Origin of the sequence: Rhodopila globiformis (assembly GCF_002937115.1) — a bacterium.
In the GTDB taxonomy this organism is placed as follows: domain Bacteria; phylum Pseudomonadota; class Alphaproteobacteria; order Acetobacterales; family Acetobacteraceae; genus Rhodopila; species Rhodopila globiformis.
On record NZ_NHRY01000074.1, the window covers coordinates 1 to 23956 of the forward strand.

Annotated in this window: 20 protein-coding genes and 1 pseudogene; 12 read left to right on the plus strand and 9 right to left on the minus strand. The window is 66.0% G+C overall.

The features are described from left to right. The 4 genes from CCS01_RS07715 to CCS01_RS07730 form a co-directional block, all read left to right on the plus strand. On the plus strand, positions 1–395 hold a 395-nt coding region (locus tag CCS01_RS07715), incomplete at its 5' end, for an OmpA family protein (RefSeq protein WP_158258276.1). Further along, positions 392–1534, plus strand: coding sequence for a flagellar motor protein MotA (locus tag CCS01_RS07720; protein WP_104518252.1), 1143 nt, complete (start codon positions 392–394; stop codon positions 1532–1534). The genes CCS01_RS07715 and CCS01_RS07720, both read left to right, overlap by 4 nt. After that, a complete protein-coding gene (locus tag CCS01_RS07725; protein ID WP_104518253.1) occupies positions 1534–2835 on the plus strand; it encodes a peptidoglycan -binding protein in 1302 nt (433 codons plus the stop codon). The genes CCS01_RS07720 and CCS01_RS07725 overlap by 1 nt, the downstream gene beginning before the upstream one ends. Before the next feature lie 634 nt (positions 2836–3469). Further along, positions 3470–4639: an iron-containing alcohol dehydrogenase gene (locus CCS01_RS07730; RefSeq protein ID WP_204848175.1), complete on the plus strand. Its 1170-nt coding sequence runs from the start codon at positions 3470–3472 to the stop codon at positions 4637–4639. Positions 4640–4831: 192 nt separating this feature from the next. Here the strand turns inward: CCS01_RS07730 and CCS01_RS07735 are convergent, their stop codons facing one another. Both CCS01_RS07735 and CCS01_RS07740 read right to left on the minus strand, forming a co-directional pair. Beyond that, complete coding sequence (locus tag CCS01_RS07735) at positions 4832–5752, minus strand: retroviral-like aspartic protease family protein (RefSeq protein WP_158258277.1); 921 nt, start codon at positions 5750–5752, stop codon at positions 4832–4834. Between the two features lie 256 nt (positions 5753–6008). Continuing rightward, complete coding sequence (locus tag CCS01_RS07740) at positions 6009–6866, minus strand: DUF2189 domain-containing protein (RefSeq protein ID WP_104518255.1); 858 nt, start codon at positions 6864–6866, stop codon at positions 6009–6011. A 190-nt stretch (positions 6867–7056) separates the two neighbouring features. Here CCS01_RS07740 and CCS01_RS07745 point away from each other — a divergent pair, with 190 nt between their 5' ends. Beyond that, positions 7057–8688 carry a hydantoinase B/oxoprolinase family protein gene (locus tag CCS01_RS07745; RefSeq protein WP_104518256.1) on the plus strand — a complete coding sequence of 544 codons (1632 nt, stop codon included), beginning with the start codon at positions 7057–7059 and terminating at the stop codon, positions 8686–8688. A gap of 235 nt (positions 8689–8923) precedes the next feature. Here CCS01_RS07745 and CCS01_RS07750 read toward each other — a convergent pair whose 3' ends face one another. Continuing rightward, complete coding sequence (locus CCS01_RS07750; protein WP_104518257.1) at positions 8924–9292, minus strand: hypothetical protein; 369 nt, start codon at positions 9290–9292, stop codon at positions 8924–8926. Between the two features lie 12 nt (positions 9293–9304). Then, positions 9305–10900, minus strand: coding sequence for a sigma 54-interacting transcriptional regulator (locus CCS01_RS07755; protein ID WP_104518258.1), 1596 nt, complete (start codon positions 10898–10900; stop codon positions 9305–9307). Positions 10901–11231: 331 nt separating this feature from the next. On the opposite strand from CCS01_RS07755, the gene nifE reads away from it, so the two are divergent. From nifE to CCS01_RS36005, 5 genes are all read left to right on the plus strand, one after another. Next, positions 11232–12617 carry a nitrogenase iron-molybdenum cofactor biosynthesis protein NifE gene (nifE, locus tag CCS01_RS07760; protein ID WP_104518259.1) on the plus strand — a complete coding sequence of 462 codons (1386 nt, stop codon included), beginning with the start codon at positions 11232–11234 and terminating at the stop codon, positions 12615–12617. Between the two features lie 12 nt (positions 12618–12629). Continuing rightward, complete coding sequence (gene nifN, locus CCS01_RS07765) at positions 12630–14012, plus strand: nitrogenase iron-molybdenum cofactor biosynthesis protein NifN (protein WP_104518260.1); 1383 nt, start codon at positions 12630–12632, stop codon at positions 14010–14012. Further along, positions 14006–14482 carry a NifB/NifX family molybdenum-iron cluster-binding protein gene (locus CCS01_RS07770; protein WP_104518261.1) on the plus strand — a complete coding sequence of 159 codons (477 nt, stop codon included), beginning with the start codon at positions 14006–14008 and terminating at the stop codon, positions 14480–14482. The genes nifN and CCS01_RS07770 overlap by 7 nt, the downstream gene beginning before the upstream one ends. A 7-nt stretch (positions 14483–14489) precedes the next feature. Beyond that, on the plus strand, positions 14490–15317 hold the full coding sequence (locus tag CCS01_RS07775; RefSeq protein ID WP_104518262.1) for a sugar phosphate isomerase/epimerase family protein: 828 nt from the start codon (positions 14490–14492) through the stop codon (positions 15315–15317). Positions 15318–15431: 114 nt separating this feature from the next. Next, positions 15432–15545 carry a hypothetical protein gene (locus tag CCS01_RS36005; RefSeq protein ID WP_408887478.1) on the plus strand — a complete coding sequence of 38 codons (114 nt, stop codon included), beginning with the start codon at positions 15432–15434 and terminating at the stop codon, positions 15543–15545. A 308-nt stretch (positions 15546–15853) separates the two neighbouring features. On the opposite strand, the gene nifH is transcribed toward CCS01_RS36005, so the two are convergent. The 3 genes from nifH to CCS01_RS07800 all read right to left on the minus strand — a co-directional run bounded on the left by nifH (position 15854) and on the right by CCS01_RS07800 (position 18723). Beyond that, positions 15854–16744 carry a nitrogenase iron protein gene (nifH, locus tag CCS01_RS07790; protein WP_104518296.1) on the minus strand — a complete coding sequence of 297 codons (891 nt, stop codon included), beginning with the start codon at positions 16742–16744 and terminating at the stop codon, positions 15854–15856. 299 nt (positions 16745–17043) lie between these two features. After that, a complete protein-coding gene (locus CCS01_RS07795; RefSeq protein WP_204848176.1) occupies positions 17044–18282 on the minus strand; it encodes an NRAMP family divalent metal transporter in 1239 nt (412 codons plus the stop codon). 111 nt (positions 18283–18393) lie between these two features. Then, positions 18394–18723, minus strand: a complete 330-nt coding sequence (locus tag CCS01_RS07800; RefSeq protein ID WP_104518264.1) for a DUF5132 domain-containing protein — start codon at positions 18721–18723, stop codon at positions 18394–18396. 1692 nt (positions 18724–20415) lie between these two features. Here CCS01_RS07800 and CCS01_RS32600 point away from each other — a divergent pair. Both CCS01_RS32600 and CCS01_RS07810 read left to right on the plus strand, forming a co-directional pair. Continuing rightward, positions 20416–20880, plus strand: coding sequence for a hypothetical protein (locus tag CCS01_RS32600; protein ID WP_146101606.1), 465 nt, complete (start codon positions 20416–20418; stop codon positions 20878–20880). A 281-nt stretch (positions 20881–21161) separates the two neighbouring features. Continuing rightward, positions 21162–22324 (plus strand): annotated as a pseudogene (locus tag CCS01_RS07810) (carbohydrate porin). A gap of 66 nt (positions 22325–22390) precedes the next feature. On the opposite strand, the gene CCS01_RS07820 reads toward CCS01_RS07810, so the two are convergent. Further along, a complete protein-coding gene (locus CCS01_RS07820) occupies positions 22391–23164 on the minus strand; it encodes a hypothetical protein (protein WP_146101607.1) in 774 nt (257 codons plus the stop codon). 368 nt (positions 23165–23532) lie between these two features. Then, entirely contained in the window at positions 23533–23850 is a 318-nt protein-coding gene (locus CCS01_RS07825; RefSeq protein ID WP_104518268.1) for a hypothetical protein, read from the minus strand. Between the last annotated feature and the right edge of the window lie 106 nt (positions 23851–23956).

Genomic DNA, 23956 nt, shown 5'->3' on the forward strand with positions numbered 1-23956 from the left:
GCTCAGCCCCGCCCCCGCCACCGCCGGTTTCCGACAAGGCGGCGACCACCGCCGCGCCGACGACCTCGGGCCTGCGCCTGACGTTTGCCTCGGGCCAGTCGGACCTGAGCCCGGAAAGCGTGGCCGCCATCAAGCAACTGACCGCCTCCGTGCCATCCAGCGATGCCACGACGTTCAATGTCGATGCCTATGCGCCCGGAACGCCGGACGACCCGTCCACCGCACGGCGGCTTTCCCTGTCGCGCGCCATGGCGGTCCGAAGCGCCCTGATCGCCGACGGCGTTCCGTCGGCTCGCATCTTTGTGCGAGCGCTGGGCGCAAAGTTTGGCGATGGACCGGCCGACAGGGCCGACGTGAGCGTTGAAGGCACTGGCAACCAGGCGGCGCAGAAATGACCAAGCCCTCGGCCTACCTGATCCGGATGATCCTGTTCCTGATCGCGGTGGGCATCGTGGCTGGCCTGCTTTCTCCGGTACTGATCACCGCCTTCTACAACAACCCCGTTCTCAACAGCCTGATCCTGCTGATCCTGCTGCTGGGCATCCTCTGGAACCTGAACCAGGTCCTGCGGCTGCGGCCGGAGGTCATCTGGCTGGAAACCTACCAGACCTCGCGCAGCCGCCTCGCCGCCCTGCCCTCGCCGAAGCTGCTGGCGCCGATGGCCAGCATGCTGGCGATGCGGGAAGGCCAGAAGCGCAGCGACAACCGCCACCTCACACTGTCGGCCTCGGCGATGCGCAGCCTGCTGGACGGGCTGTCGTCGCGCATGGACGAGAGCCGGGAACTGTCGCGCTACATGACCGGGCTGCTGATCTTCCTGGGCCTGCTCGGGACGTTCTGGGGCCTGCTGAAGACCGTCGGCGCGGTGTCCGAGGTCATTCGCGACATGACGCTGGGCAACGGCGACATGACCATGATGTTCGACCAGCTGAAGTCGGGCCTTGTCAAGCCGCTGGCGGGGATGGGAACCGCCTTCTCGGCCAGCATGTACGGCCTGGCCGGCGCGCTGGTGCTGGGTTTTCTGGACCTGACCGCAGGCCAGGCGATGAACCGTTTCTTCAATGAGCTGGAGGAGTGGCTGGCGGGCCTGACGCGGCTGCCGTCCGGCGCGCTGTCGGAAGGCGAAGGGTCGGTGCCGGTCTACGTCCAGGCGCTGCTTGAGCAGACGGCGGAAAACATGGAAGGATTGCAGCAGGTCCTGGTGCGGGACGAAGAGAACCGCATCCAGATGAACCAGGCGGTCCTGGCCCTGAACGAACGCCTGGGCATGCTGGCCGACACCATGCGGGCGAACCAGCAGCTGATGCTGCGGATCGCGGAAACCCAGACGGCGATGCGCCCGGCGCTGCAGCGGCTGGGCGAGGCACAGGGAGGCGATGATATTACCCGAAACCATCTGCGCAATATCGAACATGCCCTGCAGCGGCTGCTGGCCGAATCGGAGCAGGGCCGCGCCCGCTCGACGGCGGAGCTGCGCAACGACCTGCGGCTGCTGACCCGCACGGTCGCGGCGCTGGCGGAGCCGCCGCGGTAATGGCCGCCCGCACCCGCCGCAACGGCAGCAACGGCCTGGAGGCCTGGCCGGGCTACGTGGACGCGCTGTCCACGCTGCTGATGGTCATCATCTTCGTCCTGCTGGTGTTCGTCCTGGCGCAGGCCTTCCTCAGCACGGCGCTGTCCGGCCGCAGCCACGAACTGGACAAGGCCCGGCAGCAACTGACGCAACTGGCCGACGCCCTGTCGCTGGAACGCGGGAAAGAGACCGACCTGCAGCAATCGGTGGCCCAGCTTGGGGTCGAGCTGGCCAACCGCACGGCCGAGCGTGAGCGGCTGATGGGCAAGCTGAACGACGCCAGCCTGGCGGTGCAGGCCGCCAATGCCGCCGCGGCTCGGCTGCAGGCGCAACTGGGCGAGGCGTCGCAGCACGCCGACAAGGCGGACACACAACTCGCCGACGCGCAGCGCCAGCTTGACGAGATGCACAAGCAGATCGCCACGCTGGACAGGACCGTCGCGGTCGACAAGGACACGTTGCAGGCCAAACTGTCGGATCTGGCGAAGCTGGCGGACCAGACACGTGCCCTGGCGGCGTTGCGCGATCAGCTGGAACAGAAGGCACAGGATGCCGCCGCCCGGGCGATGACCGAGCAGCAGCGGCGTCAGGCGGTGGAACTGCAGCTGTCGGACGAGAAGAAGCTCGGCGACAGCGCCAAGGCCCAGATCGCGCTGCTGAACCAGCAGATCGACCAGCTGAAGTACCAGCTGTCGGCGATCTCCAGCAGCCTGGAACTGACGCAGGAGCAGAACAAGGAGAAGGATGTCAAGATCGCCGACCTGGGCCAGCGGCTGAACATGGCCCTGGCGCAGAAGGTGGAGGAACTGCAGCAGTACCGCAGCGAATTCTTCGGCCGGCTGCGCAGCGTGCTGGCCAACCACCCGGGCATCCAGATCGTCGGCGACCGGTTCGTGTTCCAAAGCGAAGTGCTGTTCCCCGTCGGCAGCGCCGATCTGACTCCCGCCGGGCAGGCGCAGATGACGGCCCTCGCGGTCACGATCAAGGACATCGCGAAGGAGATCCCGAGCGACGTGAACTGGGTCCTGCGGGTGGATGGCCATACCGATCCGCAGCCGGTGAAGAACGGCGCGTTCGCATCGAATTGGGAGCTGTCGGCCGCGCGGGCGATCACGGTGGTGAAGCTGCTGATTGCCGATGGCGTGCCGCCGGAGCATCTGGCCGCGACGGGCTTCGGGCAATACCAGCCGTTCGGTCCCGGCGACACGCCGGATGCCTATGCGAAGGATCGCCGGATCGAGCTGCGGCTGACCGATCGCTGACAGCCTGGCCCCGGGCCGAGTAAGCCAGCCGGCGGCGACGGTAGCGCAATTGGCTCACCGTCATGGCCGGGCGTGTCCCCACGCGTATCAGGATAGGACGTCTGGCGGAGCAAGGGCTTCTCCCTCACCGATAGGGGCCGGGCGTGTCCCGGCCATCTGCGCACAGACGGTGGGGGGTGGACGGCCGGGACGCGCCCGGCCATGACGGTGAGGCAACGGACCTGGCGCCCAATCCTTCTCCGTCCACCACCTTATGCTGATACTCGTGGGGACACACCCGGCCGTCACGACAAGGAGACGACCGGCGCCCGCGGAACCGCATCTTGATCATAGAAAGCAGAAAGCCCCGGACGAGGCCCGGGGCTTTCACATTGTTTGCAGCTGTCCGTTGCCGGACCGGAGAGTTCTATGCCGACGGAATGGCGCCGGCAATCCAGGTCATGGCAATGGAAGCCACCGAACAATGAGACACTGGATCACCTCCTTTCAGTTGTTGCGACGATCCCCGAAGTTTGCGCCGAAACCATGCGGGTTGGCAAGTTAACCAATTGTTCAAATTGCAACCAACACCGCCCGCCCCTTTCCGCCCGTGCCCGCCTCCGCCATGCTGGCGCCAAAGCAGGAGGATAACCCCATGATCCGTGGCATTCACCGCACGCCGCCGATGGACCGCGTCGTCTATGGCATTCCCCTCGCCGAAGCCCTGGCTGACGAGATCACCCGCCTCGGTGCCCGCGCGGTGTATGTCCTGGCCAGCGGCACGCTCAATCGGGAGACGGATGTCGTCGACACGGTGCGCCATGTCCTGGGCAACCGTCTGGCCGGGTTGTGTGCCCGCATCGGCGCGCACACGCCGCGCACCGACGTCGTGGCCGCGGCGAACGAGGCGCGGGCGGCCCGGGCCGACTGGCTGCTGACCGTCGGCGGCGGATCGGTGACCGACGCGGCCAAGATGATCGGCCTGTGCCTGGGCAACGACGTGACGGCGCCGGCGCAGCTCGATGCATTCCGCGCCGTCATTACGGCGGACGGAAAGACCGAACGGCCGCCGGTCAGGTCGCCGGCCCTGCGCTCGATCGACGTGCCGACGACCCTGTCGGCCGGTGAATACACCGCCATGGCCGGCTGCACCGACACGGTGCGGCATGTGAAGGAAAGCTATGCGCATCCGCTGATGATGCCGCATACGGTAATCCTCGACCCGGCCGTCACCGTCCACACGCCGGCGTGGCTGTTCCTGTCCACCGGCATCCGCGCCGTCGATCATGCGGTGGAGGACATCTGCTCGATCAACCCCGCACCGTTCTCCGACGGGACGTCGCTGCACGCGCTGCGCCTGCTGTCCACCGGTCTGCCGCGGGTGAAGGCGAACCCGGGTGACCTGGACGCGCGGCTGGACTGCCAGCTTGGTGCGTGGATGTCGATCATGGGATCGCAGAACGGCGTCAGCAAAGGCGCCAGCCACGGCATCGGCCACGTGCTGGGCGGCACCGCCAACGTGCCGCACGGCTATACCTCCTGCGTGATGCTGCCGCACGTGCTGCGCTTCAACGAACCGGTCAACGCCGCGCGGCAGAAATGGGTGAGCGAGGCGCTCGGGCAGCCGGACCAGCCGGCTGCGGACGCGGTCGCGGCCCTGATCGCCGGCCTGGGCCTGCCGCGCACGCTGCGGGAGGTGGGCGTGACGGCTGACCAGCTCGATGTGATCGCAAAGGGCTCGATGCACGACCGCTGGGTTCACACCAATCCGCGGAAGATCGATGGTTCGGCGACGGTGCGCGCGCTGCTGGATGCGGCATGGTAGTTGGCCAGCTGGCGCGCCGGCACCGTGGGGCCCGAAAATGGGTGAGAGGCCGTTGCCTCTCCGTCATGGCCGGGCGTGTCCCGGCCATCCACCCCCCACCGTTGAAGCGCAGATGGCCGGCCACGCCCAACCATGACGATAGAGAGACGACCGGCGCTTGCGAGACCGCATTTTCATAGGAGCCGTCGGCGGCTATCGGCCAGCCACGAAGATCTGCCGTGTCGCGAAGGAAATCCAGATCCTCCGGCCGACCAGCCAGTCAACGCCCAGCAGCATGTCGACAATCGGCGACAGGCGGATCGGGGCCACCCATAGCAACGGCGCCTGGATGACCTGCTGCCCGACCTGGAGTGTCCGGAACCTGTGAAGACGCATGACGACCGAACGCGGTCCGAGGCCGCTGAATGCCTTGGCCGGGTCCGCCGCAAGCCGTGACGGCTGCAGCCCCAGCCGGAACATCCCCGGCCTCGCCACCAGGCTGGCGCTGGAGCCGGTGTCCAGCAAGGCCCGCAGCGGCGTCCCGTCCAGCGTCACCGGCAGGACCAGCGCCTGCCCGGTCGGGACGGAAACCGGGACGGATGTATAGTCGCCCTGCCACGGCAGGAAGCGGCCGGCGCAGTCATGCACGTGGAAGAGCGTCAGGCGGGCGCCGGGCATGTCCAGGTCCAGATCGAACACCGACAGGAAATCGCGTCCGAGCAACCCGTCGATGACCCGGTTGCCAACACGCGGGCGCGGCAGGATGCCAACCGTCAGGCTGTTGTCGTGGTTCAGTGTCCGCCGCACCAGCGTCACGCCACCCAGGCTGAGGCTGCGCGGATCGGCGTTGGGACGGCGATCGATGCCGCCGATGCCACTCATGGTGGTGCCAACCCAGGGGTCCCGCGTCAATCCCAGGCGCTGAACCGCCTCCATGCTGACCAGCGAGCGTTGCGCGCCGGTGTCCAGGACGAACGTGGCGGTGATGCCGTTCACTTGCACCGGAAGGGTAAGCACGTTGTCGGCTGTGCCCAGTGGTACCGTGGCCTTCGCCTCCACCGAGCAGGCCGCACGGGCGCCGGTTGGAAGAAGGCACGCGACCACCAGCAGCATTGCGGCTATCTGTCGAAGCACCCTGTTCCCTTTCCGGCGCCGCCGCCACATTACGCTGCCACAGCGGCCGGTGGAATTGCCGTACCCCCAGCGGCCGGCGGCACGGCCATTTCCACAACGTCATGGTGGGCGAAGGCCCACCATCCGTGCCTTCTGATGGTATCAGCACCGCAAGGCGTAGATGGCCAGCCTGCGCCGGCAATGACGATGAAGGCGCGCCGTCGGGTCGTCTCAACCTATCTGCGGTTTGCTGTAGCGCCGATGCCGGCACCCCGCCTCAGTACCGCACAACCCTGCGATACAAATGCCACGTCGCATGTCCGAGGACCGGCATGACCACGATCAGCCCAAGCAGCAGAGGAATCGAGCCGATGACCAGCCCGGCTGTGATGACCAGCCCCCACGCCGCGATCACCACCGGATTGTGGCGAACCACATTAATCGAGGTGCGCACGGCGGTTTCCAGCGAGACATGGCGGTCCAGCAGCATCGGAAACGACACGACGCTGATCGACAGCGCAATCGCCGCGAACACGAAGCCGACGCCGGTGCCGACGATCGCCATGACCCACCCCGCCGGGGTCGTCAGCACGTCATGCGCGAAACTGCCCAACGAAACCGGCGGCTCCGGCCCCAACGTCAGGTTATAGACAAGCTGCGCGAGCACCAGCCAGAACACGAACATCCCCATCAGGATCAGGCCCAGCAGGGCGATGCTGTTGAAGGATGGCGAACGGAACACCTTGAAGGCGTCGCTCCACCCGGCGGACAGGCCAAGCTCCCGCCGCCGGCTCAGTTCGTTCAGGCCGACCGCGGCGAGCGGCCCGAGCAGCGCGAAGCCCGATGCCAGCGGGAACACCAGGGGCAGCATCTCATAGCCGAATGCCAGGCGGGCCAGCAGCAGGCCGGCCAGGGGATACACCACGCAGAGGAAGATCACGTCGGTCCGCGACTGGCCGAAATCGTCCCAGCCACGGGCCAGCGCCCACCGCAGGTCATCGAAATTGAGGCGCCGGACGCCCAGATGGCCGGACAGGCGATCCGCCTCCCAGCTTCCTGTTTCTGTTGTCGTGGTCAACGAACGATAGGCCTGGGTCAGCATATCCGCGCCCCAGCCCGGCGGTGTTCTGATCATCTGGCCACTCCTCCGTATTATTGTTCGCGAGGTCGCAGAGCCTGTCAGGCAGTTTTGCCCGATTGCCTGACAAAGCATCGTCACGGCCATCGCGTAAACGAGAACATGGGGATTCCGCGCGGTCCTGCGATCACAAAGTATGGACCACGGACGGCTTTCGCGACGGCCATGGATGCGCCACCATCATGGCATGACCGATCCCATCACCATCGCCGTGCTGCAGAACCGGCTGAGCGCGATTGCCGAGGAAATGGGCGAGGCGATGCTGCGCACCGCCTATTCGCAGATCCTGAATTCATCCCGCGACTTTTCCATCGCGCTGATCGACGCGCGCTGCCGGCTGATTGCGCAGGCGGACCACATTCCCGTGCATGTCGGGGCGATGTCCTGGGCGGCGAAGGCGATAGCCGGGCGGTTCCCGTCTCCCGCGCCGGACGATGTTTACCTGCTGAACGATCCGTATCGCGGCGGCTCGCACCTGCCGGACCTGACCATCTTCGTGCCGGTCTTTGCCGGCGACGCGCTGATGTTCTGGTCCGCGGTCCGGGCGCATCATTCCGATATCGGCGGCGCGACGCACGGCGCCTACAATCCCGCCGCCACGGAAATCTGGCACGAGGGCCTGCGCCTGCCGCCGATGCGCCTGACCGAGAACGGCGTGCTGCGCGAGGACCTGCTGGAGATGCTGGCGCTGAACGTCCGCCACCCGCGCGACTTCCGCGGCGACCTGGCCGCGCAAATCGGCGCCGCCCGCCTGGGCGAGCAACGCCTGGCCGCGGTGATCCGGGAGTTCGGCGGGGAAACCCTGTCGGCCTCGATCGAGGCGATGCTGGACACCGCCGAGCGCCACGCCCGCCGGATCGTTTCGGAATGGGCCGACGGCGTTTACGACGGCGAGGCGGTGCTGGACGACGACGGTTTCGATCGCAAGGACATCGTCGTCCGGGCGCGGGTGACCAAGCAGGGCAGCGACGTGACGATCGACCTGAGCGGATCCGATCCTCAGGTCACCGGGTTCGTCAACTCGTCGCATGCCAATACCCAGTCGGCGGTGACGATGGCGTTTGCCTTCCTGCTCGATCCGGATATTGCCAAGAACGACGGCGCGTTCCGGCCACTGACGGTGACGCTGAAGGAAGGCACCATCGTCTGGGCCCGCGAGGGCGCGCCGGTGACGATGTGCACCAGTCACTGCTCGAACGAGATCATCGAGGCGATCATCGTCGCCCTGGCCAAGGCGTGCCCCGAGCGCGTCACGGGCGGGTGGGGACGGCGCCTGCGGATCGCGCTGACCGGCACCGATCCCCGCACTGGTCGCCGCTTCATCTGGCACATGTTCCAGGCGCGGCCCGGCGGCGGCGGTTCGGCGGCGGGCGACGGCTATTCGACCATCGGCGAGTGGCACTCCGCCGGCGGCATCAAGTTTGGCAGCATCGAGGTGGCGGAGACACGCTTCCCGCTGGTGTTCGAGACGCATGAATACCGTCCCGGCTCGGCCGGCGATGGGCAGTACCGCGGCGGCTACGGCGGCGACATGCGGCTGCGGGTGGAGGCCGCGGGCGTCACCTGTGCCAACACTGCCGGGGAAGGCGTCGTGCACGGCGCCCGCGGGATCAACGGCGGGCAGGATGGCGCGCCGCACGACTACACGCTGCTGGCGCCGGGGGCGGCGCCGCGGAAACTGAAGAGCAAGGAAGTCAACGTGCCGGTCCCGACCGGCAGCGTGATCCATGTGCGCTCCGGCGGCGGCGGCGGCTGGGGCGACCCGGCATTGCGGGATGCGGCGGCGCGCAGGGCCGACGAAGCGGAGGGCCTTGCTTGACAAGCTGCGCATCGCGTCCACGAGCGATGCCGGCGGGATCTGCGCGTCAACAGCCGGATATGCCGATTCAGGAACGATCGCGCGTTGTCCCTGCCCTGCCGGCATGGAGACAGCGCGGCACGATCGCCGCCCCATCGTCATGGCGTCACGTGGCCGCATCGCCGCCAACCGGACGGAGCACGCGGCGCAATCGGTACCATCGCGTCATAACTCATGCCGGTGGCACCGACGGCGATCAAGCCGACACGGCGTTGCCCCGCGTGCGTTGATAGGTCAGCACGGCATTTCGCTTGCCGTTGAAGTGCTGCTCCATCCGTTCGGCCTCGTCAGCGGCCAGCGGCACGCCATAAGTCCGTGCCACCGCGGCCAGTTGCGTTGCAGCCATGTTCTTCAGCGACCCCAGGGCCGCGGCCGCCATCGCCGTCACGCGGCTACGCAAGGCCGGATCAGCGGTGCGCGCCAGCCAGCCGTCCCGGATCGATCCTGGCGTATAGCCGGCGCCGGTTTCGGTAGCGGACTGGTGATCGTACGTGTTGATCGCAGCCATCATGGCGATGTCAGCAAGAATCAGGTGATAGTGCTGGTTGTCGGTCCGGGCAGCCATGGCAGTTGTCCTCTAGTGGCGCGAGTCCGCGCGGCGAAACGTCTTGTAGCTGATGGCGTGCTTTTCCATCCGCAGGCCCAGGATCCGCCGGGTCAGGCCCAGTTCCCTGGCTGCCTCCGTCATGTTGCCCTGATGGGTCTTCAAGGCCTCGACGATCATCTCGTATTCCACGGCGTGGATCTTCGCTTCCAGACCGCAGCCGAAGGCGGTGCCGGTTTCGGCCGACGTCTGCAACGACGGCGGCAGGTTGTAGCCATGGATGACGGCATCGTCCGAGAGAATCACGGAGCGCTCAATCACGTTCTCCAACTCACGCACGTTGCCTGGCCAGTGATACGCCATCAGCATGTTCAGCGCAGGCGTGGAGATCCGCTTCACCTCCTTGCCCGCCTGCGCCGAGCAGCGGGCGGCGAAATGGTCCGCCAGCAGGATGACGTCGCTGCCGCGCTCACGCAGCGCCGGGACGGTGATCGGGAAAACATTCAGGCGATAGTAGAGATCTTCGCGGAACGTGCCTTTCGCCACCATCTCCGGCAGATTGCGGTTGGTCGCGGCGATGATGCGCAGGTCCACCTTCACCGGGCGGTTGCCACCGACGCGTTCGAAGGTTCTTTCCTGCAGCACCCGCAGCAGCTTGGCCTGGATCGGCGGACTGAGCTCGCCGACTTCGTCGAGGAAAATGGTGCCCCCATCGGCCAGCTCGAAGCGTCCCTTGCGCATCATGGCGGCGCCGGTGAAGGCGCCTTTTTCGTGGCCGAACAGCTCGCTCTCGACGATGTTTTCCGGCAGCGCCGCGCAGTTGAAGGTGACCAGCGGTCCATCGGCATTGGCGCCGTGGTAATGAATGGCGCCGGCGACCAGTTCCTTGCCAACGCCGCTTTCACCCAGGATCAACACCGTCGCCTTGGTCGCCGCGACCTTGTCGACCAGTTCGTACACCTCCTGCATCGGCTTGGACTTGCCGATGATGTTGGAGGGCTTGAAGCGCTCACGCAACGCGTTCTTCAGGCGGCGATTTTCGTTCTCCAGCCGCACCTTGGCGACATTCTCCAGCAGATACAGTTCCACCGCAGGCCCGATCATCGAGGCGATGGTGGCGAGCAGCTCGACATCCTGCTTGAGCAGACCGCGGTTGAGGTACACGCGTTCGGCCCCGATTGTTCCTACGACTTTCCTGGCGTGCATGATCGGGACACAAATGAAGGATGCCTTGGCGTTGCTGGATTCGCCGTCGCTGGCGGCATCGTCCACAAAGCCCGGCTGGTCGCGCAGGTGCGGCACGATGACGGCGCGCCCGCTTTCCACCACCCTGGTGTTGATGTCGCCGTCCGGCGCATAGCGGCCCTTGGCCTTTTCCACGCCTGTCAGGCCGAAGCTTTCATGGATAAAGGTGGCATCCGACTGGTTGTCGTAGAGCGTCACCATGCCGCGGCGCATCCTCAGGCGCTGGCGCATCACCTGCAGCATGACGGTCAGTGACGTGGCGAGATCCTGGTTTTCAGCAATGATCTGGCTGATCTGAAACAGGATCGGCAGCATGTTCACGCGGCATTCGCCGGTGAAGCAATGCGTGAATTCCTCGACGTCGATGGCGACTGACTGGTCCATGTCTGGCCTGCTGTATCCTTGCGATAGCCCGCTACGATGGATGCAATCCCGATGCCAGGATCATAATATTATAAACCACTGATTTATATACGAACCGCTATTGTCGGATTGCGGACCATAATGGGTCTGGTCGCTTTTCCGACATCGGCCGGATATGTTCCATGGTGTACGAAATCCAAAGAAGAAGCGGCTTATGTACGATGTCCTGAGGCCAAATTTCTTCCAGGACGACGGTTCCGCAAGGACACCACCGCTATAGCCGGATTCGCACGATCTTGGCCCGCGGATTGCTACGCTGCTGTGCGCGCCACCACAGCCAGTGAGGCCGGATATGAAAGCCGACGAACTGCTTGCCCTGATGAACGAACCGGCCTGCGCGCAGAACGCGAAGGCCAAGTCGGGCTGTGCCAAACCGCAGCCGGGTGCCACCCAGGGCGGGTGCTGCTTCGATGGCGCCCGTAATGCCCTGCTGCCTATAGCGGATGCGGCTCATATAGTACATGGGCCGATCGGCTGTGCCGGATCGTCGTGGGACAATCGCGGCTCGCGGTCCAGCGGGGCGGATCTGTTCCGCATCGGCATGACAACCGACCTGTCGGACATGGACGTCGTCATGGGACGCGGGGAGAAACGGCTGTTCAACGCCGTGCGCCAGGCGGTGGAGACCTATAATCCGGCCGGCGTGTTCATCTACAACACCTGCGTGCCCGCGCTGCAGGGCGACGACATCGAGGCCGTCGCCAGGCTGGCGGCGGAACGGTTCGGCGTGCCGGTGGTGCCGGTGGATTGCGCCGGCTTCTACGGCAACAAGAACCTCGGCAATCGCATCGGCGGCGACGCTGTCTACAAGCACGTCATCGGCACGCGCGAGCCGGACCCGGTGCCCGCCTCCGCGCGGCGGCCGGGCATCGTCACCCACGACGTCAACCTGATCGGGGAATGGAACGTTGGCGGCGAGTTCTGGTCTGTCGCGCCGCTGTTCGACGAACTTGGCCTGCGCGTCCTGTGCACATTCTCCGGCGACTCCCGGTTCCGGGACGTGCAGACGATGCATCGGGCAGAGGCCAACATGGTGGTGTGCTCCAAGGCGATGATCCACGTCGCGCGCAAGCTGCAGGCGGATCATGGCACGCCGTTCTTTGAAGGCAGCTTCTACGGGATTGCCGACACCTCCCGTGCCTTCCGCAACCTGGCGCGGCTGCTGGACGATGCGGATCTCGTCGCGCGGACCGAGGCGCTGATCGCGCGCGGGGAAGCCAGGGTCGAGGCTGCGCTGGCGCCGTTGCGTCCGCGCCTGGCCGGCAAGCGGGTGCTGATCTTCACCGGCGGTTACAAGTCCTGGTCGATTGTTTCTGCCATGCAGGATTTCGGCTTGGACGTGGTCGCCACGGGAACGGAGAAATCCACCGAGGAAGACAAGGCCCGGATCCGAGAATTGATGGGACCCGACGCCCGGATGATCTCCGACAACGACCAGACGGCGTTGTTGCGGACCTTCCACGAATGCCGCGGTGACATTCTGATCGCCGGCGACCGCTATATCTATCCGACGCTGAAGTCGCGCATCCCGTTCCTGGACATCGATCATGTCAGGCGCATCGGCTATGCCGGCTATGACGGCATGATCGAGCTTGCCACGAATCTCGTGCACACCGTGCATTCGCCGATCTGGGCGAGGCTGCGGGGCGATGCGGCGGAACCGCGGCAGGCGGCCTGAAGGGACCATTACATGGCTGAAATCCTGACCCCCACCAAGGCGCTCGCCGTCAACCCGCTGAAGACCAGCCAGCCGATCGGCGCCTCGCTGGCGTTCCTCGGGCTGGCTCGTTCGATGCCGCTGGAGCATGGCGCGCGCGGCTGCACATCGTTCAACAAGCTGTTTTTCATGCGCCATTTCCATGAGCCGATCGCCTTGCAGACGACGGCGATGGACCATGTCATTGCCGTCATGGGCGCCGATGCCAACGTGGTGGAAGCGCTTGCCACGATCTGCGCCAAAGATCGGCCTTCCGTCATCGGCCTGATCACCACGGGGCTTTCGGAAATGCAGGGCGCGGACATCCAGCGCACCGTTGCAATGTTCCGGTCGCAGTATCCGGCGCACGATGACGTCATTGTCATCCCGGTTGCAACGACCGACACCATCGGCTGCCTGGAAAGCGGCTTTGCCCGGGCAGTCGAGGCTATCATTACGGCTCTGGTGCCGGAGACGCCAGGCGTGCGCCGCGACAGGAAGCGCGTGAACGTGCTGGCGTCGGCGATGCTGACCCCGGGCGACATCGAAGCGGTCAAGACCCTGATCGGCGCATTCGGCCTGAGCGCCATCATGCTGCCCGACATTGCGGACTCGCTCGATGGCCATCTGATCGAGCAGGGGTTCTCCACCCTGACCTATGGCGGCACGCCCCCGGCATCCATTCCGGACATGAGCCGATCGGCCGCCACGCTCGTCATCGGGCCGTCATTGAACAAGGCGGCCGATCTGTTACGTAACCGGACGGGCGTGCCGGATTACCGCTTTGCCAGCCTGATCGGGCTGGAGGCATGCGACGCGTTCTGCCGGCCCCTGTCGGAAATCGCCGGTTGCCCGGTACCGCCTGGCATCCGGCGCCAGCGGGACCAGTTGCAGGATGCCATGGTGGATTGCCAGTTCCAGCTTGGCGGCGCACGTGTGGCAATCGCCGCCGATGCCGATCTTCTGAGCGCGCTGACAGGTTTCTTCAACGACATGGGTTCCGGGATCGTCGCCGCGGTCGCCACCGCCCGGGCATCGCATCTTGCGGACCTGCCGCTGGCATCGGTGGTCATCGGCGACCTGGAGGACCTGGAAATCCTGGCCCGCGAAGGCCGCGCGGACATGATTGTCACCAACTCGCATGGCGTGGAAATCGCCCGGCGCCAGGGAACGGCGCTGCTGCGGGCCGGCTTCCCGATCTATGACTGCTACGGCGCCCACGCCCGCGCCTGGGTCGGCTATGCCGGCACCCGCCAGCTTCTGTTCGAAACCGCCAACCTGCTGGCGGCGCATTACCAGGAAATCCGCCCATACCGCTCCCGCTACTGGCAAGGCACGCCACGCGCGGACGAATCCGGAAGCGAGCTGCCATGCTGAGAATCGCCTTCGCCTCCAGCGACCGCAGGACGGTCGATCTTCATTTCGGTGGCGCCGAGAGCCTGATGATCTATGACGTGTCACCGGGTCAGGCCGACCTGGTCGGCGTCGCGGAATTCATGAAGGCCGAACAGATTGGCGAGTCCGGGCGAGCCGGGCTGACCGGCACGGTGCACGACAAGGTGCTGCCGAAGCTGGATTTCGTCGACGGCTGCGCCGCGGTCTACGCTGCCTCCATCGGCAGTTCTTCGATCCGCAGGCTGATGAAACTGGGGATCCAGCCGATCATTGTCGACAATGGTCATGACATTCTCGACCTGCTGAACGAGGTCTCGCTGGCGCTGATCCACGGTGGCCTCGCCTGGGTCGACCGCGCCAAGGCCAAGGCACGCGATACACCGCGTGTGGCAGCCGCCGTCGCCGGCGCGCCACGGCACGTGCTGATGAGTTCCATTGACGAAATGGAGTAGCAACGGGATGAAACTGGCCATTTCCAACCTGGCATTGCCTGCCTACTACCATCTTGGGATGCTGCCCTGCGTGCACAGCCTCGGGGTGGATGGGCTGGAGATCGTGCCGACGCATACCTGGCCCGACCGTGTCACCTCGGCCATGGTCAGGGATTACCGCAAGGCGGTGGAGGCAGCGGAACTGTCGGTCATCGGCATGCACGGGCTGTTCCGCCACCGTCCTGACCTCGGGCTGTTCACGACCGGCGAAAAGCGCGCCCGCAGTTTGGAACTGCTGGTCCAGCTTTCGGCCGCGTGCCGCGACCTGGGCGGGCGGACGCTGGTCCTGGAAAGCCGCTGGCGCAACGATATCGCCGAGCGGGAAGCGTGGCTGCAGTGCCGCGGCTTCCTGTATGACCTGCTGCCACGCATCGAAGGCCACGGCACCGTGCTGTGCTTCGCGCCGCTTGCGCCAGCGGAAGGCGATTTCTGCGCCCGCGCCCGGCAGTGCACCATGCTGAGCCACGCCATCGGGCACAGATCCTTCGGCCTGCATCTGGGCGCGGCGGCGCTTACCGCGAACCGCGAGATGGGGCACAGCACGTTCGCCGCCTTGGCCCGGCGCCTGGATCTGGTGCACCTGGACGAGCCAGGGCAGGCCGTGCTGGGCGGCTCGGGCCAGGTCGACCACAGTGACATGCGCAACCACCTGGTGGCCATCGGCTACCAGGGCTGGGCATCGCTGGTGCAGAAGGTGGCGCCGTTCGCCGATGCCGCCGCCGGCCTGAAGCAGGGGCTGCGTTTCTTTGCCACCAGCTACGGCTCCGCCGGTGCCCGCAGGGGCATCCGGGTATGACGGAGGCGAAACGGCTCGCCATCATCGCCGCGATAATCGCCGCCGTGCGCCCTGCCATCCAACAGGACGGTGGCGACGTGGAACTGGTGGCGGTGGAGGGGCATCGCCGTCCGGGTGCGGCTGTCCGGCCGCTGCACCACGTGTTCCAGCGCCGGACAGACGCTGGGTGGGATACGCCGCCGGCTGATGCAGGTGCTGGATGGGCCGGTGATGGTGGTGCCGGCGTAACTGCCGGCACGCCCATGGCCTTCGCGTCGGCCCGGCGGCCGTTACCGCCGCATAGGCGCTAACATAGGGGAGCACGTTGGCCTATCCGTCATGGCCCGGCTTGTCCGCATAGGCGCTAACTTGGGCGGCCGGGCACGGTGATCGTCCCGTCGTCATGGCGGCCGCAGGGCCGCCATCCACGCCTTGCGGTGCCGATACCAGCAGAAGGCGTGGATGGCGGGCCTGCGCCCACCATGACGTTGTAGCAACGACCATGCCGCCAGCCCGTTAAGTTAGCGCGTATGCGTTACCCGCCGGGCCGATACCGATCAGCCAGCGGCCAGGGCAGCCTCCTTCGCCTGCAGCTCGGCCAGGGCCTGCTCGTCGCTCTTCATGATGCCGAACTCCAGCAGCATGTCCTCCAGCTCCTCCATGGTGATCGGGCTTGGGATGGTGCCCTTGCCGGAGTTGTTGTGGATCTTTTCCGCCAGCGTCCGGTACTCCCTGGCCTGCGTCGAATCAGGCGCATACTGGATCACCGTCATCTTCCGCAGCTCGGCGTGCTGCACGATGTTGTTGCGCGGCACGAAGTGGATCAGCCTGGTGTTGATCCGCTTCGCCAGCGCCTCGGCCAGTTCCTCCTCGCGGTCGGTCTGGCGCTCGTTGCAGATCAGCCCGCCCAGGCGGACGCCGCCGGAGTGCGCGTACTTCAGGATGCCCTTGGCGATGTTGTTGGCGGCATACAGCGCCATCATCTCGCCCGACATGACGATGTAGATTTCCTGCGCCTTGTTCTCGCGGATCGGCATCGCGAACCCGCCACAGACAACGTCGCCGAGCACGTCGTAGGAGACGTAGTCGACGTCGTCGTAGGCGCCGTTTTCCTCGAGGAAGTTGATGGCGGTGATGACGCCGCGGCCGGCGCAGCCAACCCCCGGCTCCGGACCGCCCGATTCAGCGCACTTGATGTCGCGATAGCCGACCTTCAGCACATCCTCGAGTTCCAGATCCTCGACCGACCCGGCCTCGGCGGCGAGGCTCAGCACCGTGTCCTGCATCTTGGTGTTCAGGATCAGGCGGGTCGAGTCAGCCTTCGGATCGCAGCCGACGATCAGGATCTTCTGTCCCATTTCAACGAGGGCGGCGAGCGTGTTCTGGGAGGTGGTGGACTTTCCAATGCCTCCCTTGCCGTAGAACGCGATCTGGCGCGGCATGTCGATATCTCCTGGTAACAAAACAACGTTGGTGCAACGGGAGGGCGTCGATACGAAGCCCGCTCGGCTGTCCCGCATTGCAGCAAGCATTGTGCCAAGTCCTGCGGACCTGGACTCCGGCGGCGCCTGCCACGGTGGCGGCCGATATTGTCCGACAGTACGGACGACGGCGAACGATCCGCGGCGGATCGTACGTCGGCGGCAATTCCGTCGCATGATTACGGAAGTGGTCCGGCCCTGCCGTGGCAACGCTGCCGGCGAGCCGGCCTCGGGACGTTCACATCGAAGCGCCGATCACCAGGCAGTCACGGCCCCAGAATGACCAGCAACGTCAGCGCGGCCGCTGCCATGACCGCTGCCGTTGCCCAGCCGAGCATCGTAAGCACGGGCGAAAGGGCCAGCCAGCCCATCGTTTCGCGCCGGGTCGCGACCAGCATCATTGCCACGAGCACCGGGGCAGCCAGCACGCCATTGATCACCGCGCTCCAGAGCAGCGCCCGCATCGCGTTTGCGCCAAATATGTTCATGACGATACCAGCCGCCGTGGCAGCCAGGATGCAGCCATGGAACGCGGGAGCCTCGTTGGGCATGCGCGCAAGCCCGACGGGCCAGCCCAGCGCCTCCCCGACCGCGAACGCCGCGGAACCCGCCAGCATGGGAACTGCCAGCAGCCCCGTGGCCAGGATGCCGAGCGAAAACAGCACATGCGTCAACGGTCCCGCAAGCTGGCGCAGCTGTTCCGCCGCCTGCGCCGTTGTCTCAACCGCCGTGATGCCGGCGGCATGCAAGGTCCAGGCGGCGGTGACGATCACGGCATAAGCCACGATCGTCGCCACCGCCATGCCGGCACAGGTGTCCGCCCTGATCCGCCTTGCCTCTTCACCGGCCACGACAGCAGCGTCGCGCTCTCGCAGGCTTGGCATGCCACACGCCCGCTCGCCCTCCAGCGATGATTGCCAGACGAACAGGTAGGGGCTGATGGTGGTGCCCATGACCGCGACGATGAGCATGACGATCGAGGACCGGTCCAGGGATATCGACGGGGCGGGAAGCCGTGGCAGGGCGTTCCAGGACGACGCGGCGTGAATTGCCGCCAGGACATAAACCGACAGCGAAAGCGCCGCCCACTTCACAAACCGCACGTAGAGCCTGAGCCGCAGCCGGATCAGCAGCCCTGCGCACAGGGTTCCGAACAGCGCGGCGTAGGCCAGCCTTGGTCCGCCGATCAGCAGCCGGGACACCTCGGCCATGGCGCCCAGATCGGCGCCAAGGTTGACGGTGTTGGCGAAGGCAATCATCGCCACCACAAGGTAAACCACCCAGCGCGGATACCGCGTGCGCAAGGCCGCGACGATGCCGCCCCCGGTCGCACGGCCGATGCGGGCGCTGATCTCCTGGGTGGCGACCATCATCGGATAGCACAGCAACAGAATCCAGCATCCGGCGCAGCCAAGCTGCGCGCCGGCCTGGGAATAGGTGGCGATGCCGCTCGGATCGTCATCCGCGGCGCCGGTCACGAGGCCCGGGCCGAACTGGCGCAGCAACGATCGATGCCACGGCCGAACGGCCTGCTGAAGGACGCGGTGTCCCGTGCCGGGCGACACCGCGCCCGGGCGATCCATGACACCCATGACGCTACCGAAGCCCCGGATCGCTTACACCGGTTGGGACTTGAGGTCCGGCTTCAGCGGGTCCGATTTCGCCGTTGTTGCGTTTGCAGCGGGTTTCGCCGCGGTTGCCGGCCGCGGATGCTGCGCTTCGGCCCGGGCCTCGGCGGCCATGTCGCTCGCGGCCTCGCTGACTTCGGCCGCCGCCTGACGGCCCCAGTCGTAGGCCAGGATGCCCCCCTTGATCACGGTCTTGGCCGCCGGCCGCAGGATCGTGCTGACAGCCGGCGCGACCAGGGGCGCAAGGATCGTCGCACCGATGCCGATCGCCAGGCCGGTGACGATGTTGCCGCCCTTGAAAAAGTCTTCGAGAGCCATGTGCGTTATCTCCTGTGATCAGATCGGCGTTGGGTGCCCAGAGGCGCGCCTTAGCGGCGGCCGCTGCCCGCATGCTGGTACGGAAATACGGTTCCGCAGGGTCATCGCCCCATCGTCATGGCCGGGCGTGTCCCGGCCATCTGCGCTTCAACGGCGGGGGGTGGATGGCCGGAGCACGCCCGGCCATGACGGTGAGAGAACGGCCGCGGCGCCAAATCCTTCTCCGCCTGCCGCCTTATCCTGATGCGTATGGGGACACGCCCAGCCATGACGATGAGGCAACGAGCCTCGCCCATTTTCTTCCATGGTGGTGGCCACGCGCGGCCAGGGGGACTGCTTCGAAGGCGGCGACGATGCGGCCGCTTGTGGCTTGCCGGTCTGGCACCAGCCGCCGGTTCCAGTTGCGCCTCGGTCACTGACGTGCCCTCTGCGGCACCAACCGCCCCTGCGGTGGAGCGTGACGCCGGTGCGCATCACCGCTTTGGCCGCCGGATGCAGGGTCGAGGAGGCAGCGGCGCGGGCAACGCCGCGCTGAGGCCGATCGCAACATCGCCGGGATGACGCCTTCTGCAAGATCCCTCGGCACGGTCATACCGTTCTCCGTTCCTAACCGTCCCAGGTCAACCTCATCAAGTCTCTGGCCGTCACGCCTCGACCGATCGCCAGGCGCAATCGGTTTCCAGGCACGCTTTCGACCGGTGCCGTGCTGACCTTTTTTGACGGAACGATGACAGTAGTCTGCGATTTATGAACCGGCCATCCGCATAGCGACAGTCCGGATTTCACAATCCAATGACCGCCCCTGGTCGAAAATACCAGACAAGGCCGGTGTCTCTTGTGCAAGATCCTCTGCGCAATCCATGCGCCGCAGTTCCACTAGGAAACAATCAAGACTCCTGTCGGGTTCCGGGGTGGTCGGGTGAGGCGTTCCACGGCCCGAAATCCAACCGGAACCGTGTTGAAAAGGGCCACGACACTGCCCTGTCGGATGACGTGCGCCCCCGCTGCGGCAACAGCCCTGCTGCATTCGCGTTCATCTGCGGTTCCATTTCTCCTTTGGCGCAGCACGCACGCGTTGGAACATCCCTCCCGCCGCCACGCTGATTCAGGAACCGCAGATGAACGCAAATGAACGCAAATGGCCCGGTGGTGAAACGGACCTCCGAACGTACTGTCGGCCGCGCGCCGATCGTTGCCAGGGCGCTCGGTTGCGGTTTTCAAGGCTCCTGCCGGGTTCCGGATGGGCGGTGAAGCGTCTCACCACCCCGAAATCCAACAAGAGCCAAAATCAGAGGCATGGCTTTCGGATTTCAGGTGCCTATGCACGCGTCCATACAGCGAACTCCGGCACGACTCGTTGATCCGGCAGCGAACCGGCGGACGCCGTGCAGACCTGCCCGCGCCATCGCCTTCCTCGGCGGCCAAACCGGGAAATTCACCGCAGCATCAGAGCGGGGTCGCCAACCAGGCATCGAGAGATATCCACTGCCGCCCCGCGGGCAGCATGGCGGGAAGAAGTCTTGTCATCCAATCATCACACAAAGCGCACCACCGCCCGTTACATATCAGCGAGGACACGATCCCACTGATCCTGCGGGAAGCGATCCTCGCTCTTCGCGCACCGAAAATGACGAATGATAGTCCTGGTCACCAGCACCGCGGCACGTTTGCCGCTGCGCGAAGCGGAATGACGTGGACATGAGCACCGCAACCTCGTCCGGCCACGTCCAGGCGAACGGCGTTGGGAACCAGAACCTCGCTGGCCGTGGCGCGGTCGCGATCGATCCCGCGCGCCCCGCCATGCGCAACCTGAATTTCCACGACGTTGATCATCAGGCGCTGAACAGGATGCGCGCCCTCGACCCGCACCCCGCGGCGATGATGGATGACATCTCCGCCAACATGACCCGGCGCGGGCCGGTGGAGCCGCGGGCGCCGGCGGCAGCGCCGGTTCCGCCGCCGCGGTGCGCGATGGACGATCTGCGGGCGGACAGGATGCCGCCGCCGATGGGCCTCGCGCTGCCCGAAAAAGGCGCCGCATGGCCTGGAGCTTTTGGCAGCAAAGACACCCGAAGCTGGCTTCCGTCATGGCTCGCGAGACGCACGGGACAATGCGCAATGCGGTTGCCCCACTGTGGCAAGGGCGCGGCTTCCTGAATCGCCGGCCCCGGTCCCTTGCCGTCGGCAGCCTTCTGCTGTTCGTTTCGGCAGCGGCGAGCGCTCAGACCGCCCCCGGGTCGGGTGGGCAAACCCTGCCCGCGGAGCCGCCCGCCCAGCAGACCCCGACCGCGCAGCCCGGCGCGCAGCCGACGGGCAACCTGATTCTCTCCATCTGGAACCAGGACACGCTGACCGACGACTGGAATGGCTGGCGTAAAAGGCTGCTGGACGCCGGCGTCGTCCTCGGCCTGCAGGAGCAAAGCGAGCTCTGGGGCAACATGACCGGCGGATTGCGCCAGGGCGTAGTTTATGACGGATTGACCACGGCCAGCGTCCAGCTGGACCTGGGGCGGCTGCTGGGCTGGGACGACATGACCTTCTTCGTCTCCGGCTACCAGATCCACGGCCGTGGGCCGTCCGAGAACCTGGTCGGCAACCTGCAGTTCCTCAGCAATGTCGAGGCGACCCGCGACACCAAGCTGTACGCGCTGTGGCTGGAGCAGAAGTTCCTGCGTGGGCGCCTCACGCTGCGGCTCGGCCAGGAGGGCGCCAATGACCAGATGATGATCACCCAGTATGGCGCGCTGTTCCTGAACGCGAGCTTCGGCTATCCGGCGCTTGCGGCGGTCGACCTGCCGGATGGCGGCCCGAACTACCCGCTGGCGGCGCCATTCGTGCGTGCGCAATATGAGGCGACAAGCAAGATCACCGCAATCGGCGCGGTGTTCACCGCCGATCCGGCTCGATCCGGACTGGGGGACCCGGATATGCGGGACAAAGGCGGCGTTGCGTTCCGCTTGAATGACCACGTGCTGGTGTTCACCGAGCTGTGGTACGCCCTGAACCAGGAAGAGGGCGCGCCGGGATTGCCGGGAACCTACAAGCTGGGCGCCTGGTTCGCTTCGGGACATTTAAACAGTCCCGTTCTTGCCTCCAACGGGCTCCCGCTGGCCAGCCCGGCCAGCAGCGGCATGCCGCTCGGGCACGCAACCGACTATGCCGTGTATGGCATCGTCGATCAGCTTGTCCGGCGAAACCCCGGAAGCAAGGACAAGGGCATCGGCGTGTTCCTTCAGGTCAAGGGCGCGCCGGGAAACTGCAACCTGAGCAACCTGTTCATCGAGGGCGGGCTGAACTGGACCGCGCCGCTCAGCGGACGCGACAACGACGCTTTCGGCTGGGCGTTGCGTATCTTGGCATCAGCCCGGCCGCCGTGCGCTTCGGCAGCGACCAGGTGTTCTATACCGGCACCGGCTTCCCCTATGCCGGCAACGAGACGGTGGTCGAGCTGACCTACCTGTATCAGGCGGCCCCATGGCTGGCGCTGCAACCCGATCTGCAGGTGGTGATCAATCCGGGCGCCGGCATGCCGAGCATCTATAGCCGCATGCCGCTGAAGAACGGCGTCATAGGCGGGGTGCGGGCGACGATTACGTTCTGAAGCCCGCCGGCATGCTGCTCCGGAGCCCGGCAATGGCGGACCCGCGGCAAGTCGTGCCGCTTCAGTCTATTCGAATTCAGTATCCAGGTTGTACAGCAAACGATCGCTTTCAGCCTCGCGATGGTGTCCGTCGGGCGACAGGCTGTCGCCATCCAGGCGTCCCGACAGCTCGCTTGCCAGGCGAACGCCGGTGCGAACGTCGAGTTCCTCGACGCCGGACACCTGCAGCTGACCGGTGAAATCATCGGTGTGCACCGTTGCACTGCCCGTGCAGGAAAAGACCAACGTATCCCTGCCGTCTATCCGCCCGCCGCCATCCGGCCGGCATGACAGGCGCACGTCCACGGGCGTCGGCAGGGAGAACCGAACCGTGAAGCCCACGGTCTGCCCCGATCGGATCATTTGCTGTTTCGAGAGACCGATCCGTTGTGCCAGCCTGGCCGCGGCAGCCGCATCGTCCGATCCCTGGGCAAGCAGGCCCGTATCGCCCGGTGCCGCTGGCCGCGCGGCGCCACGCCTGTCCCGGACAAAGCGGAGGATGCGCGGAGACGAAAACTCGCTGCCTGTGCCGAGGCTCGCTGTGATGGCGACGGCGTCGCTGCCTTCGCTTCCGGGTGTCGTGGTGAACCCGATGCACCGTATGTAGGTTTCCGTGACGTCCTCCGGGCTCAGGCGAGGATGGGACACGAAGTGGGACAGGCGCGTGGTCGCGCACTGGCGCGCGAACGGCCCCCACGCTTCCGTCATCGCTTCGACCGGCCCGCTCATGGGCGTTTGTGACGATGCGCAACCAACCGGCAGCCCCATGAGCAAGGCAAGCGGAAGCGTGCCTGCAGCCATCGCCTGATTGCAATCGTATCGCAAGGCCGCCGCTCTTCTGATATCGCATCTCCAGCCGGATGGCGCGCCCCTTCGGGAAACACGCCGGCAAACGCGTGGCCGCATGGCTACTCCGCCGCGTTTGCGACTGCAACAGGATTGCGGACCGAAGCCGCAGGCGGCTGATGCGCGATTGGTCACCGCCAGCCCGAGCGGTGGCCGTGTCAGGCGTGTTCGGTAAGCCCGGTTGCCGTGCCGCGATGCAGCACCGGACATCATGCGAGCGTTTGGAAACCTTGCCCCGGCGGACCTGCAACGGTCAGGCGGGACCGGATGGGCGTCGTGATCGGATGGCGACCTTCGATAGAGCGCCCGTGACGCAGTCGCCGTCAGCCAGCGAGCAGCGCCGACTGGACCTTTTTCGCTGCAATGTCCGGCCGCGGTCCGATTTCGCCTGGCCGTTCGATGGCCTGGCATCCAGCGCCCTGCGTCGTGCTTTCGCAACGCAAGCCCGTCGCCAGGTGATGCGGATTGGCGCGTCGAATCTGCCGGGCACGCAGCATGATACCTGGATGCATCAAGCGGTTCGTCTCCCAGGCTTCCATGAACCGAAGATCGGAAATGACCTCATTGTCCCGGGTTGCCTGCGACGCCTGCTGAACGGTTGGCGTCGCGGGCGTCCGACCGATGGTTGTCGCGTGACTCATTGTCGCTCCTCGGTTCCGGCACGGGCCGACGCAGTAAGACAAACGGGCCCTCGGCGTCATGGCATCACGATGACAAGCGAATGAAATTGCGCCACTGCAACTGAAA

Excerpts from the sequence above, each read along its gene's own strand:
- CCS01_RS07800 (WP_104518264.1), bottom strand. The coding sequence starts at position 18,723 with ATGGCTCTCGAAGACTTTTTCAAGGGCGGCAACATCGTCACCGGCCTG.
- CCS01_RS07720 (WP_104518252.1), top strand. The coding sequence starts at position 392 with ATGACCAAGCCCTCGGCCTACCTGATCCGGATGATCCTGTTCCTGATC.
- CCS01_RS07725 (WP_104518253.1), top strand. The coding sequence starts at position 1,534 with ATGGCCGCCCGCACCCGCCGCAACGGCAGCAACGGCCTGGAGGCCTGG.
- CCS01_RS07775 (WP_104518262.1), top strand. The coding sequence starts at position 14,490 with ATGAAACTGGCCATTTCCAACCTGGCATTGCCTGCCTACTACCATCTT.
- CCS01_RS07755 (WP_104518258.1), bottom strand. The coding sequence starts at position 10,900 with ATGGACCAGTCAGTCGCCATCGACGTCGAGGAATTCACGCATTGCTTC.
- CCS01_RS07745 (WP_104518256.1), top strand. The coding sequence starts at position 7,057 with ATGACCGATCCCATCACCATCGCCGTGCTGCAGAACCGGCTGAGCGCG.
- CCS01_RS07825 (WP_104518268.1), bottom strand. The coding sequence starts at position 23,850 with ATGAGTCACGCGACAACCATCGGTCGGACGCCCGCGACGCCAACCGTT.
- nifN (WP_104518260.1), top strand. The coding sequence starts at position 12,630 with ATGGCTGAAATCCTGACCCCCACCAAGGCGCTCGCCGTCAACCCGCTG.
- CCS01_RS07750 (WP_104518257.1), bottom strand. The coding sequence starts at position 9,292 with ATGGCTGCCCGGACCGACAACCAGCACTATCACCTGATTCTTGCTGAC.
- CCS01_RS07820 (WP_146101607.1), bottom strand. The coding sequence starts at position 23,164 with ATGGCTGCAGGCACGCTTCCGCTTGCCTTGCTCATGGGGCTGCCGGTT.
- CCS01_RS07770 (WP_104518261.1), top strand. The coding sequence starts at position 14,006 with ATGCTGAGAATCGCCTTCGCCTCCAGCGACCGCAGGACGGTCGATCTT.
- nifE (WP_104518259.1), top strand. The coding sequence starts at position 11,232 with ATGAAAGCCGACGAACTGCTTGCCCTGATGAACGAACCGGCCTGCGCG.
- CCS01_RS07740 (WP_104518255.1), bottom strand. The coding sequence starts at position 6,866 with ATGATCAGAACACCGCCGGGCTGGGGCGCGGATATGCTGACCCAGGCC.
- CCS01_RS07730 (WP_204848175.1), top strand. The coding sequence starts at position 3,470 with ATGATCCGTGGCATTCACCGCACGCCGCCGATGGACCGCGTCGTCTAT.